This window comes from Nostoc sp. UIC 10630 (genome assembly GCF_010747425.1).
Lineage (GTDB): Bacteria > Cyanobacteriota > Cyanobacteriia > Cyanobacteriales > Nostocaceae > Nostoc.
In genome coordinates, this window is sequence record NZ_JAAGOG010000027.1 from 1 (window position 1) to 13,025 (window position 13,025).

Annotated in this window: 11 protein-coding genes; 8 read left to right on the forward strand and 3 right to left on the reverse strand. The window is 41.0% G+C overall.

What is annotated here, in order from left to right:
• On the forward strand, positions 1 to 710 hold a 710-nt coding region (locus tag G1O98_RS09645; protein WP_163928597.1), incomplete at its 5' end, for a CHAT domain-containing protein.
• Here the strand turns inward: G1O98_RS09645 and G1O98_RS09650 are convergent.
• Positions 707 to 1,468, reverse strand: a complete 762-nt coding sequence (locus G1O98_RS09650; protein WP_163928598.1) for a DUF928 domain-containing protein — start codon at positions 1,466 to 1,468, stop codon at positions 707 to 709. The two genes, G1O98_RS09645 and G1O98_RS09650, sit on opposite strands and share 4 nt — an antisense overlap.
• An 18-nt stretch (positions 1,469 to 1,486) precedes the next feature.
• Positions 1,487 to 2,863, reverse strand: a complete 1,377-nt coding sequence (locus tag G1O98_RS09655; protein ID WP_163928599.1) for a CHASE2 domain-containing protein — start codon at positions 2,861 to 2,863, stop codon at positions 1,487 to 1,489.
• Positions 2,864 to 3,541: 678 nt separating this feature from the next.
• Here G1O98_RS09655 and G1O98_RS40670 point away from each other — a divergent pair.
• The 6 genes from G1O98_RS40670 (at position 3,542) to G1O98_RS09680 (ending at position 11,108) form a co-directional block, all read left to right on the forward strand.
• Positions 3,542 to 3,664 (forward strand): hypothetical protein, encoded by a 123-nt coding sequence (locus G1O98_RS40670; protein ID WP_275941770.1) that lies wholly within the window; start codon positions 3,542 to 3,544, stop codon positions 3,662 to 3,664.
• A 475-nt stretch (positions 3,665 to 4,139) separates the two neighbouring features.
• The gene (locus G1O98_RS09660) at positions 4,140 to 5,522 is read left to right on the forward strand and encodes a CmpA/NrtA family ABC transporter substrate-binding protein (protein ID WP_163928600.1); all 1,383 of its coding nucleotides are present in this window, start codon (positions 4,140 to 4,142) and stop codon (positions 5,520 to 5,522) included.
• Between the two features lie 92 nt (positions 5,523 to 5,614).
• Positions 5,615 to 6,454 carry a nitrate ABC transporter permease gene (gene ntrB, locus G1O98_RS09665; protein WP_163928601.1) on the forward strand — a complete coding sequence of 280 codons (840 nt, stop codon included), beginning with the start codon at positions 5,615 to 5,617 and terminating at the stop codon, positions 6,452 to 6,454.
• 129 nt (positions 6,455 to 6,583) lie between these two features.
• Positions 6,584 to 8,590, forward strand: coding sequence for a nitrate ABC transporter ATP-binding protein (locus G1O98_RS09670; protein ID WP_163928602.1), 2,007 nt, complete (start codon positions 6,584 to 6,586; stop codon positions 8,588 to 8,590).
• A gap of 306 nt (positions 8,591 to 8,896) precedes the next feature.
• Positions 8,897 to 9,754, forward strand: a complete 858-nt coding sequence (locus tag G1O98_RS09675; protein WP_163928603.1) for a nitrate ABC transporter ATP-binding protein — start codon at positions 8,897 to 8,899, stop codon at positions 9,752 to 9,754.
• A gap of 28 nt (positions 9,755 to 9,782) precedes the next feature.
• Positions 9,783 to 11,108: a DUF58 domain-containing protein gene (locus tag G1O98_RS09680; RefSeq protein ID WP_163928604.1), complete on the forward strand. Its 1,326-nt coding sequence runs from the start codon at positions 9,783 to 9,785 to the stop codon at positions 11,106 to 11,108.
• A gap of 150 nt (positions 11,109 to 11,258) precedes the next feature.
• Here G1O98_RS09680 and G1O98_RS09685 read toward each other — a convergent pair whose 3' ends face one another.
• The gene (locus tag G1O98_RS09685; RefSeq protein WP_163928605.1) at positions 11,259 to 11,888 is read right to left on the reverse strand and encodes a hypothetical protein; all 630 of its coding nucleotides are present in this window, start codon (positions 11,886 to 11,888) and stop codon (positions 11,259 to 11,261) included.
• Between the two features lie 226 nt (positions 11,889 to 12,114).
• Between G1O98_RS09685 and rppA the strand changes: the two genes are divergently transcribed.
• Positions 12,115 to 12,786, forward strand: a complete 672-nt coding sequence (gene rppA, locus G1O98_RS09690; RefSeq protein ID WP_163928606.1) for a two-component system response regulator RppA — start codon at positions 12,115 to 12,117, stop codon at positions 12,784 to 12,786.
• The last annotated feature ends 239 nt before the right edge of the window (positions 12,787 to 13,025 follow it).

The following is a 13,025-nucleotide window of genomic DNA, read 5'->3' on the forward strand; positions in this document are numbered from 1 at the left end:
CATGGTTCACTCTTAGACCGATATTTACCTCAGTATTATCTCGTAGTCTTTTTCAAAAATCAAATATGATTCCTATACTAGCTGGTATAAGTCAAGAACTTACTATTAAAGAAGAAAATCAGCTATTTCATCCACTTAAGTTCGTACCTAATGAATTGGCAAAAATTCAGCATGAGTTGCCTAAAAATAAAAAATTATTAGATAAAGATTTTACCAAAAATAAATTGCAACAGCTTCTAGAAACTGCCAAATTTAATATTGTTCACTTAGCAACTCATGGAGAATTTAATTCCGATCCCGAAAAAACTTTTATTGCTTCATGGGATCGCCTGATTAAGATCCAAGACTTGGATAATCTACTGCGAGTAGGTAAAGGAAATCAACTAATTCCTCTGGAACTACTTGCCCTTAGTGCCTGTGAGACAGCAACAGGAGATAGTCGAGCCACTTTAGGTCTAGCTGGTGTTGCTGTGCGAGCAGGTGCAAGGAGTACATTAGCAAGCTTGTGGTCAGTAAATGATGAGTCTACATCTGAACTCATGAGTGAATTTTATCGTGAATTAGTTCATACCAATGGTAGAAAAAATGTCAATAAAGCCGAAGCTCTCCGGCAAGCTCAATTAGCACTTTTAAACAATCGTGTTCCCGATAAAAAATGGGAACGCCCTTATTACTGGGCCCCCTTTGTTTTAGTAGGAAATTGGCTTTAATTTTGGGGAATTACCGTCCCAAAATGAGACTCTTGAGTAAGTTTTTCCAAACCAACACCGTTAGCTTCTAATAAATCAGCCCAATCCTGTTTTAAGGTTGGATCTTGTGGATTGCGACGGCGACGTTCACCTAAATTATTCAAGGCATCATACCAAATCTTATTATTTAACAAGCTTTGGTAATCATTAGTAGCAGCAGAACTCGAACTTACTAGTTCCACTGTTCCGTCGACATCAAAACTATTTCCACTATTACATACAATCCGAAAAGACCAATTGTAAACTTTGCCATTTTTGAGTGCATTTTGGGGTTTTGATGGCACATTAACACTAACAATTCCTGGTGTTGATTGCAGTTTGTATCGAGTTCTTTCTATGGTTTTTTGTTCAGCTTCATCCTGTAATACTAACTCAGCGTATCTGATATCTTTTGGGTCATTGGGAACATAAACCCAAAACGTAGGATACTCAGAGACTGTAAATCCTGTATTTTTAGGCACTAAAGCAGTTAACTCTGTTGTTTTTATTCCGTCACAATTGCCACGACTAGCAGCATCTGTTTGTCGATTCGGTCTACCTGTGGAAGAAAAATCTAGCTTTTTTCTGCGAGATGATTGTGTTACAAGAAAGGGGGAATTTATGGTTGAGTTAGCAGATTCTGCGATTACTGATATGGGGTAGATAGTCAAGCTAGACATGACACAAGACAGAGCGATAACAAGAGAATATTTGGAAAACATTAACTTCTTGATGCTCATAATTTCCTCTAAAAACTATCAACTATTAGTAGGAATGGTAGAAGTGGTAGAAGTAATTTGCACATACGGTAAGGCAATTACTACGCAGACTCCAGTTAGCATTAAACCAAGTGCCGTGGGTATAAGTGGCAACCAACCACCCTTCGTCAAAGCTAAAAAACATAGTCCATATAAAATGCCGATCGCTATACCCACAACTAGCGCCCTGCTAATTGGCGATCGCCAGTACTCAATCAATATCCCTACGAAGAATGCCCAAAGCCAAACCCAGATAATTTCTAGCGCCTGTGGCCACCACCACAACAAGGGGCGCTGATCTAACACAGCACTAATAATTTGACTCACCATGTGTGCCTGAATGAACACTCCAGGCATTCCTGTATCATAGGGAGTCATGTGTAAATCCCCAAAACTTTTTGGAGCGTTAGTACCAATAAGAATAATGCGATCGTTGACGAGACTTGGTAATTTAGCTTTTTGTGAACCTTCAAGAATATCTGTTAGCGTTATTTGCTGGGCAATTAATTCATCAGGTTTCAGCGATCGGTAATTGAGGAGAATCTGGTAGCCTCGCGCTTCTCTCTCTCCTAACTGATACCCACCAGCATCTGAGACTAACTTTGAGAAAATCACCTTGCCAATTTGCAAACTCTCATCTGAGGTCTGTTGGATTGGTGAGATATTTTCCGCTTCTAGGTAACGAAGTGCGACCCGTAGACTAAATGATTGATCTGTATTGCACTGATCGCTAGGCGGCATACCTAAGAATTGGCGACGAATCACTCCATCTGTATCTTCGGGGACATTACTAAAACCAAGACGTTGATCTTCTTGTCCTACTGGAATTTCAGGAGGAGATTTTATACCTCTAACCTTGCATATAGCAATTAAGCTATTGTTTTGCTTGAGTTGTTGTTTTAAAAATCGGAATTTTGTATTGACACTAAAATCACGCCAGATATCTAAGCCAATTACTCGCGGTTCATGCGGATTCAATTTTTGCAAAAGTGATTGAAGTGCTTGGTCTGATAGTGATGCGGCTCCTCTCTCCATATTTTTCTGAGCTTGATATTCTAGATCATCATCGTTAACTGTGATTACTAGTAGACGAGAATCTGGTTGCTCAAAAGGCCGCGATCGCATCAAATGATCGAAGGCCACCAACTCCGATGATTGCAATATTCCTAAAGTTCGTACCACCCCCATCAACAAGCCAACAACTATTACACTAGCTAAAAATGCCGTTTGGAATTTCCTCATAGGTAGCAGAGGTCTTTCCTTTCCGTTTGTCCTTGAAGTTTCTCCTGTGCTTTCTGTTTCCCGCATGAATCGCAGAACTGTTATCAATGCGGTTGCAGCTGCTGTCAGTGCTGAAATTAAGGTGGGAAAATCCATAGCACTCCTATGACTTGGAATGACAACCAGTCAAACTATAAATGAGAGTTCAAATCGCAGATTTCTATTGTGCTGAGATATTTGTCAACGTTCTCTGCCTTAGAAACGCTTGCTTTTCTTCAAGAAAAAGCGAAAAGTCTTGAAAAGTAGCGAATTGACTAACCTATACAGTGTAATAATTGCTTAAATTCAATATAAGTCTTTTGATTAATTTCGGCACAATGCTTGATACCTAACAAAAGGTTATCGTTTTAGTAAAAAACTATTACCAATTCTTTAAAAAAATTCATTCTAGAGTAAGCCTTTACAAGTTTTAGATAATGTTGACGGTTGGTGAGATATTGAAGCCTCTAATCCTTTAAGTTACATCTTGCTATAACAGTTATCCTCTGCCGAAAGCATGAGGATATATAAAGTCAAATCGCCTCTACATAGGAGAATAACAAAGAATAAATGGGGAACTTCCGTTTAAGATGAATTCAAATTTTCATATTTGGACGCTGACACCTACAGATGTCTATAAGACTAGAAGAGGGTGACAAAATCGCATCGTCAAGTACCGTGGCATCATTGCGCTGATGCAAGACTTCTTTTCTGATATGTGGGAAAACAACAACAAGGACACTAAACTTCGTCACGCAGAACTACGGCTGCTGCTTAAAGAGACGGGGTTTATTCGTGGTGTTGGAAATGGCAGATAGTTGCGATCGCTGGATAAGAAATACACCTATTTGGGGTGTTTACTTAGGTCTACAGCTTTCCCAGCCTTACCATCTCACTCTCATCGCAATGCGCTCCTAAATTATAGAGATAACATAATGGTTGTGATAAGTAAAAACTTATAGATAACAAATTACTACTAAAATTAAGTTACAAAAGAAGTGAAGATAGTCAATCATAAAGTAAACATAATAGTCTTCATAAAGAATAGTTGATATATTAAAAATTATTACTATAGTTAAGGATAATAGATAAATTTTTACTTATACATCCAATCTAATATTTGTTTAATAATCGCGACTCCAAGTTAACAATTTCGGCTTCAAAGGCTGTAAACTGATTTCAACAAGGTGAATGACACCTCTGCATCACACTATAAAAGCAGAGCCAATAATTTAACCGAGTTCTTATATAGGTAGCTATTTCATTGATGAAATGGCTGCGATCGCTTGGTCAAATATAGCTTGATTAATCATTAATAATGCAAGAAACCAAGGTTTTTTGCCTAAATTGTCATAGCTATAAAAAATAACATTTACATTTTCAGGAGATATTTATGACAGAATTTTTTAATCAAATTTCTCGCCGCAAATTCATCTTCACAGCCGGAGCATCTGCGGGTGCTGTATTCCTCAAAGGCTGTTTGGGTAATCCTCCTGATAACCTGACTGGTGGAAGCACTCAAGCACAACCAACTGCTCAAACGGTTGCTAATATTAGTCCTGAACAAACACCAGAAACTACTACAGTTAAGCTGGGATATATTCCCATTGTAGAAGCGGCTCCTTTAATTATTGCTAAAGAAAAAGGATTTTTTGCAAAGTATGGTATGACCGATGTTGGTCTTTCCAAACAAGCTTCTTGGGGTGCAGCTAGAGACAACGTAGAAATTGGTTCTGCTGGTGGGGGTATAGATGGTGGTCAATGGCAGATGCCAATGCCACATTTAATTTCAGAAGGTTTAATTACCAAAGGCAATCAAAAAATTCCCATGTATGTATTATGTCAATTAGTTACACATGGGAATGGAATTGCGATCGCCAGCAAGCACCAAGGCAAAGGTATTAGCTTACAACTCGCCGGCGCTAAGTCTTTATTTAAGGAATTAAAATCTTCAACACCCTTCACTGCTGCATTCACTTTTCCCCATGTCAACCAAGATTTGTGGATTCGCTACTGGTTAGCAGCAGGCGGCTTAGATCCAGATGCAGATGTCAAATTGCTCACAGTACCTGCGGCGCAAACTGTGGCCAACATGCAAACAGGAACAATGGATGCCTTTAGTACAGGCGACCCTTGGCCTTATCGCCTGGTTAAAGACAAAATCGGCTACGTAGCAGCATTAACCGCAGAAATTTGGAAGAATCATCCTGAAGAATACCTTGCCATGAGAGGCGATTGGGTTGATAAAAATCCCAAGGCTACCAAAGCAATTTTAAAAGGAATTATGGAAGCCCAACAATGGTTAGATAATTTTGATAATCGCAAAGAAGCCGCTAAAATTCTTGCTGGACGGAATTATTTCAATCTTCCTTCACCAGAAATTCTGGCCGATCCATACCAAGGTAAGTATGACATGGGTGATGGTCGCAAAATTGATGATAAATCAATGGCTCCTTACTACTGGAAAGATGAAAAAGGTAATGTTTCTTATCCCTACAAGAGTCACGATTTATGGTTCATAGTTGAAAACGTTCGCTGGGGATTCTTGCCAAAAGATTACATTGCTAATAATGCTGCTAAGGCTAAAGAACTTATCAACAAAGTCAACCGCGAAGATATTTGGAAAGAAGCTGCCAAAGAAGCTGGGATTGCAGCTGCTGATATTCCCACAAATACATCCCGTGGTGTAGAAGAGTTTTTTGATGGCATTAAATTTGACCCTGAAAAACCAGAAGAATATTTGAAGAGTTTGAAAATCAAAAAGGTCAGTGTTTAGTCATTATTCATTAGTCATTAGTCATTGGTAACAGACAAAGGACAAATGACAAAGGACAAATAACAAATAAAATTTGAGGAGAATACAACATCATGACAATAGCTCAAAAACGCCCTGCAAGCCCTAGATTGAGTAATAGCTTTATATCCAGCCTGAAAAAGCAATTTCCTGACCTTATACCACCAGCGATCGCGATCGCAATTTTCCTCATTATCTGGCAACTATTCGCTTGGACTCCGGGCGCTACATTACCAGGGCCAATACAAGTTGTTCAAGACACTTGGATTCTCATTTTCTGGCCATTTTATGACCGGGGTGGGCTTGATAAAGGTTTATTTTGGCAGATTCTCGCTAGTCTGCAACGAGTCGCCATCAGTTATACCCTAGCTGCGATCGTTGGTATTGGCTTGGGCATTTTGATTGGGGTTAATAGAACCATGTCCAAAGCATTAGACCCCATCTTCCAACTACTGCGGACTGTACCACCTCTAGCTTGGGTTCCCATTTCTTTAGCAGCTTTACGACAAAACGAACCCGCCGCATTATTCGTAATTTTCATTACGGCAATTTGGCCCATCTTAATTAACACTGCTGTTGGTGTTACCCAAATTCCCCAAGATTACAACAACGTCGCCAAAGTTCTCCAACTTAGCCGCAAAGAATATTTCACTAACATCTTGATTCCTGCGGCATTACCCTACATCTTTACTGGTTTGAGAATTGCGATCGGTTTAGCTTGGCTAGCGATTATCGCCGCCGAAATCGTCATGTCCGGTATTGTCGGCATCGGCTTCTTTATCTGGGATGCCTATCAAAATAACAACGTCAGCGAAGTAATTTTGGCTCTAGTTTATATCGGTGTTGTTGGGTTGCTCCTAGATAAAGCGATGGGCTGGCTGCAAAACAAGATTTTACCAGCAGAGCAAAAATAGTCATTAGTCATTAGTCATTAGTCATTGGTCATTTGTAGAAAGCTAAGGACTAATGACCACGTACTAAGGGCTAATGGCGAAAGACAAAAGACAAAAGACTAATGGCAAAGGACTAATGACAAAGGACAAATGAGTATGTTTGTAGCTGTTGACCAAATTGATAAAGTTTTTGAATTAACTGGTGGTGGCAAATATATCGCCCTCAAAGGAATCGATCTCCAAATAAAAAAAGGAGAATTCGTTTCTTTGATTGGTCACTCCGGTTGCGGTAAATCCACCTTATTAAATATGATTGCGGGTTTGGATTTGCCTACTGAGGGTATTGTCACTCTCGAAGGACAAAAAATCACCAAACCCGGCCCAGACAGGATGGTGGTGTTCCAAAATTATTCGCTATTACCTTGGCGGACGGTAAGAGAAAATATTGCCCTCGCCGTGGACTCGGTAATGAAAGGTTTACCCGCAGATGAACGCAACGCCATTATCGAAAAACATATAAATATGGTGGGTTTGCGTCCCCATGCTGATAAGCAACCAGGAATGTTATCAGGTGGACAAAAGCAGCGAGTTGCGATCGCCCGCGCCTTAGCGATTCGTCCCAAATTACTCTTGCTAGATGAACCATTTGGTGCATTAGATGCACTCACACGCGGCAATTTGCAAGAACAACTGATGCAAATTTGCGAAGAAAATGAAGTGACCGCCGTGATGGTGACACATGATGTAGATGAAGCCGTGCTGTTATCTGACAGAATCGTGATGTTAACCAACGGCCCCGAATCTAAAATTGGTGACATTTTAGAAGTGGATATTCCCAGACCCCGTAAGCGGATGGAAGTAGTAGAACATCCCAGCTACTACAGCTTACGGAGTGAGATGATTTACTTCCTCAATCAGCAGAAACGCATCAAGAAAATTCGGGCGCGAAAAACTGCTGACATTGCCCGTCATGGATTAGAAAAAGTTAACCTAGAAATTGGCTTTTTACCACTGACAGCTTGCGCCCCTTTAGCAGTTGCTAAAGAAAAAGGCTTCTTTCTCAAACATGGTTTAGATGAAGTTAACCTCGTGCGGGAAAGTAGCTGGCGGGGTATAGAAGATGGCATAAGTGGTGGTTACTTAGATGCGGCTCAAATGCCTTCGGGAATGCCGATGTGGTTAACCTTGGGAGGACATAATAACCAACCTCTGCCCGTTGTCACCGCCCTTACCATGACTCGCAACGGTAACGCCATCACCTTGGCAAAACACTTTTATGACCAAGGTGTGCAAACCTTATCAGATTTTAAAAGATACCTACTTCGCACCCGCGAACAACGGCACACAATGGGAGTAGTACATGCCGCATCAATGCACAATTTGCTGCTGCGTTACTGGCTAGCGGCTGGAGGAGTTGACCCCGATAGCGATGTGGATATAAAGACCATTCCCCCCGCGCAAATGGTAGCCGACCTAAAAACTGGAAGCATTGATGGTTACTCCGTAGGCGAACCTTGGAACTACCGCGCTGCTGTGGAAAATGTCGGCTTTACTATCGCTACCGACTTAGAAGTTTGGTTGGGACACCCCGGTAAAGTTCTTGGTGTGCGGGAAGATTGGGCAGAAAATTATCCAAATACGCATATCGCCTTGACTAAAGCATTGTTAGAAGCTTGCGTGTATTGTGCAAATCCCGAAAACACCCAAGAAATTCGCCAAATTTTAGCAGGGCGAGATTACGTCAGCACTGATTTAGAATACATTCAACTCGAAGATCCAGATAGTCTCACCTGTGACTTAAACCATCCGTTGCGAGACTATGCCCATCACCAGTTTTATTCCGATTCTGCCATCAACCGCCCCAGTCGCACTGAACAAATTTGGATTATGAGTCAATTGGCGCGTTGGGGTGATACTCCCTTCCCCAGAAATTGGGTAGAAGTTGTTGAACGGGTGTGTCGAGTTCGTGTTTTCAGTACCGCCGCACGGGAATTAGGTTTGGATATTAGCTATATTCGCCAACCGATCCAACTGTTCGATGGTACTCCCTTCAACGCTGATGATCCGATCGCTTATCTCAACAGCTTGAAAATTAAGCGTGATTTTTCAGTCGCGGAAGTTGTTCTTGATGCACCAAGAAGGAGACTCGCGTCATAAAAGAATGGTGAGAGAAAGAAGGAGTGGGAGAACCAAGACATCTTACTTCTTGTGGGGTGGGCGGTCTTGCCCGCCCACCCCACAAGATTAAATAATTTTAGTTGTTAAAAATCTCTTGAACTCCATTAGTGAGTCTTTGAACTCCATTAATGAGTCTTTGAACTCCGTTAATGAACCTCTGAACTCCATTAATGAGTCTTTGAACTCCGTTAATGAACCTCTGAACTCCATTAAGAAACCTCTAGGTTGCAGGGAGTAGTCCCCAACCCCTAATCCCCAGTCCCCAATACCCAATACCCAAATACCATGCAAAACCGCAACTCAACAGCTACAAGCACACTAGGAAAACCATTCGCAGCTGCAACCACCACCCGCAGACCTTTCCTAGAAATTAAAGATGTTACCAAAGTCTACCCGACAAAGAAAGGCCCCTTCACCGTACTCGACGGCGTTAACCTCAACGTTGAACAGGGCGAGTTTATTTGCGTCATCGGTCACTCTGGCTGTGGCAAATCGACACTGTTAAACATGGTATCCGGTTTTAACTTTCCCACCTCCGGTCAAGTATTACTAGAAGGAGAACCAATCACCAAGCCAGGCCCAGATAGAATGGTTGTCTTCCAAAACTATGCCCTGTTACCTTGGCGAACTGCTTTTGAAAACATCTACTTAGCTGTTAACGCCGTTTATCCCAACAAACCACAAGCTGAAAAAAGAGCGATCGTGCGCGATCACCTAGCAATGGTGGGACTGGCTGATGCAATGGAAAAGAAACCAATGCAAATGTCCGGTGGGATGAGACAACGGGTTTCCATCGCGCGTGCTTTGGCGATTCGTCCGAAAGTTTTAATTTTAGATGAACCTTTTGGGGCGCTAGATGCCATCACCAAAGAAGAATTACAAGAAGAACTGTTAAAAATTTGGGGTGATAACCGTTGTACAGTGCTGATGATTACCCACGACATCGACGAGGCACTATTTTTAGCAGATAAATTGGTAATGATGACCAATGGCCCACACGCGAAAATCGGCGAAGTCATGGAAATTCCTTTTTCTCGTCCCCGCGATCGCGCCCGCATCATGGAAGATCCACAATACTACCAACTACGTAATTATGCCTTAGATTTCCTCTTTAATCGCTTTGCCCATGATGACGTAGGTTAAACTAATCGTCATTCTCCTAATTTCTAAAATGCTTCCTTCCAAACGAGTTTATTTATTGCTAATTTTAGGTATAGCGATCGCCCCGATCATATACCTTTTTTTCAGCATTCAAGTAACCATCGCCATCATTGTGTTATTTGATGCCATCATTATTGGATTGATGGTTGCAGATAGCTTGCAGGTGCGACGTTCTCGTGTACAAATTACCCGCGAATTACCATCCCGATTATCCATTGGGCGCGATAATCCGGTAATTTTAAAAGTAACATCGCCAAATACCAACGCCTTAATTGAAATCTGCGATTACTACCCAACAGGATTTGGTGTATCAGCGCCCACACACCGGGCGATTATTCCCAGTAATACCACCCAGGAATTGAGATATACTGTCAACCCAAAACAGCGCGGCGAGTTTCCTTGGGGAAATATTCAAGTTCGACAGTTGGGAATTTGGGGATTAGCTTGGGATGATTGGCAAATTTCCCAAAGTCTGCCAGTGAAAGTTTATCCTGATTTGGTGGGGTTGCGATCGCTCACAATTCGTTTGACATTGCAATCATCAGGATCAATGCGCCAATCTCGTAAAACTGGTATTGGTACAGAGTTTGCCGAACTACGGAATTATCGCACTGGTGACGATTTGCGCTTTATTGATTGGAAAGCTACCGCCCGTCGGGTTGGGGCTTATGGGAATGCAACGCCACTGGTGAGGGTTCTGGAACCAGAACAGGAACAAACTTTACTAATCTTGCTCGATCGCGGGCGGTTGATGACTGCAAAGGTGCAGAACTTGCAGCGATTTGACTGGGGTTTGAATGCAACCTTATCCTTAGCATTGGCGGGGTTACATCGAGGCGATCGCGTGGGTGTTGGTGTATTTGACCGCCAGATGCACACGTGGATTCCCCCAGAACGTGGTCAAAATCATTTGAATCAGCTAATCGATCGCCTCACTCCAATTCAACCAGTATTATTTGAATCTGATTATTTGGGGGCGGTAACAAATGTTGTGCAGCGTCAAACTCGCAGGGCGCTGGTGGTGGTGATTACCGACTTAGTTGATGTCACCGCTTCTACAGAACTCCTGGCTGCACTCTCCAAGTTAGCGCCTCGCTATCTGCCATTTTGTGTTACTTTGCGAGATCCACAAGTTGACCATTTGGCACACACTTTTACAGATAATGTTACAGAGGCTTATGCCCGTGCAGTGTCACTCGATTTATTAATGCAAAGACAAGTAGCTTATGCTCAATTGAAACAAAAAGGTGTATTAGTACTAGATGCACCAGCAAATCAAATTGCCGATCAGGTAGTTGAGCGATATCTGCAACTTAAAGCGCGGAATCAACTTTAGTAGAAACGCGAAATTGCACTTTGCGCCCCTATACTAATATGTCAATACGGTTCAAAGAGACGCGATAAATCGCCGTCTCTACAAGTGTTTTGGTCTTCTCTGAACTGTATTGACTAATATGTCTCTACTAATTTACTCGTTATTGGTATTTTAAATTATTTCAGTTTTAGCGGCTTTCTTTATTTTAGGTTTTAACCAAGATTGATTTTGAACTTGATACCGTATTAGCTTTCTGACTTCTTCAGGAGACAGATTTAGTAATTTAGCAGTCATTGCTTCTACCATATTAATCTCAGTTACCGGTAGAACAAAATCTAACTTTCGTAGAGTATTGTTAGCGGTTCTAACCTCAATAAAGCTAAGTCCTTGCTTTTTTTCAATTTCAGCTTTGATTACTTTTAAAATCACAGGAATTTTTACTTGTATTTGTTTATTAAGCTTCAGTTCTTGTTGTTGAGGATATAGTCCAAACTTTTGTGCGATCGCTACTTCTGGAAAGTTGGAGTTAGGAATTTCAATTTCTAACCTTTTTAGCAGAGAATTTGCTGTTTTAATTTTCACTTGAGTAAATTTTTGTTCTTTCTCTACTTTCATATCAACCACTGTAAAATTAAGTGTTAGCTCGACCTGTGGTAGTGTATCAGCTTGCAACTTATCCAGCGTCCTATAAGATAATCCTAATATTTTTTTTGTTAACAAATCACTACCAGTCCAAAAGGCAATACCTAGCAATATCATAGGTAGAATAATTAGTAAAATCTGTGGTTTTAAATAAGGCATAATATTTTATTTTTTAGTTTATACATAATACTAATTTGTCTGATAGTTACGAAGTGATAAATACCAAAAACTATCTATTGGCGCATTTATGATATGCCTTATGGTAGAACAATTTAAATTTTCAACCTGGGATAGTACTAATACAACATATAAGATAAAATTGACTTCCTTCTTATTAATATAGTGCGGGAAATTCTCCTGTAATTAATTTACATCGAAAGGTTGTATGCGGATATTATTAGTAGAAGATGATCTTGAACAATTAGAGCCATTACAAGGTATTCTATCGGAAGCTGGATATATTGTAGATGCTGCGGAAGATGGGGAAATTGCACAGTGGCTGATATCCCAAAAACATTACGATCTATTAATTCTAGACTGGATGTTACCGACAATTAGCGGTTTAAGTCTGTGTCGCCAGTATCGTCTCTCTGGTAAAACTGCACCGGTGTTGATATTGACAGCTAAAGACACCACGCCTGATAAAGTTATGGGTTTAGATGCGGGAGCAGATGATTATTTAGTCAAACCCGCAGACTTAGTGGAACTCTTGGCGCGGGTGCGTGCTTTGGGGCGGAGAGTCCCCAATTGGCAGGGAGATAGTCTACGGGTAGCAGATTTGCAATTGGATTTAGCTGAATTAAATGTAGAACGAAGTCACGTAAAAGTCGAATTATCTCCTCGTGAAGCAAAATTATTAGAATACCTGATGCGTCATCCTAATCAGGTTTTAAATCGCAACCAGATTGAAGAGGCATTGTGGGAGTGGGGTATGGAACCGGAAAGCAATGCTTTAACTGTCTTAGTACGCAAGTTGCGTCAGCGCTTGCAAGTATTGGATGCAGCAGACTGGATTAAAACAGTTTACGGTATGGGTTATCGCTTAAATCCCCAATAATTAAATTGAGAATTAGAAGCCTTGAAATTTTTCTTTCAACGCTCAATGACAAGTTAAGTAAGTGGATGTAAATAATTTTCGTTGGGATAAGGCAATAGGTATAAGGGTTTTGGCCTAGTTCATTTTTATTTATATATTTTGACTTTATTGTGCCAACTTACTTACAGCAATTTGCAGCTAAATGAGGTACAGAACCAAGGATTCACAAATCAAATTATTCTTCTCCCTCCTGCATCCTG

Coding starts and splice junctions, on each gene's coding strand:
- G1O98_RS09655 (WP_163928599.1), bottom strand. CDS start 2,863: ATGGATTTTCCCACCTTAATTTCAGCACTGACAGCAGCTGCAACCGCA.
- G1O98_RS09680 (WP_163928604.1), top strand. CDS start 9,783: ATGCTTCCTTCCAAACGAGTTTATTTATTGCTAATTTTAGGTATAGCG.
- G1O98_RS09670 (WP_163928602.1), top strand. CDS start 6,584: ATGAGTATGTTTGTAGCTGTTGACCAAATTGATAAAGTTTTTGAATTA.
- G1O98_RS09685 (WP_163928605.1), bottom strand. CDS start 11,888: ATGCCTTATTTAAAACCACAGATTTTACTAATTATTCTACCTATGATA.
- G1O98_RS09675 (WP_163928603.1), top strand. CDS start 8,897: ATGCAAAACCGCAACTCAACAGCTACAAGCACACTAGGAAAACCATTC.
- G1O98_RS09650 (WP_163928598.1), bottom strand. CDS start 1,468: ATGAGCATCAAGAAGTTAATGTTTTCCAAATATTCTCTTGTTATCGCT.
- rppA (WP_163928606.1), top strand. CDS start 12,115: ATGCGGATATTATTAGTAGAAGATGATCTTGAACAATTAGAGCCATTA.
- G1O98_RS09660 (WP_163928600.1), top strand. CDS start 4,140: ATGACAGAATTTTTTAATCAAATTTCTCGCCGCAAATTCATCTTCACA.
- ntrB (WP_163928601.1), top strand. CDS start 5,615: ATGACAATAGCTCAAAAACGCCCTGCAAGCCCTAGATTGAGTAATAGC.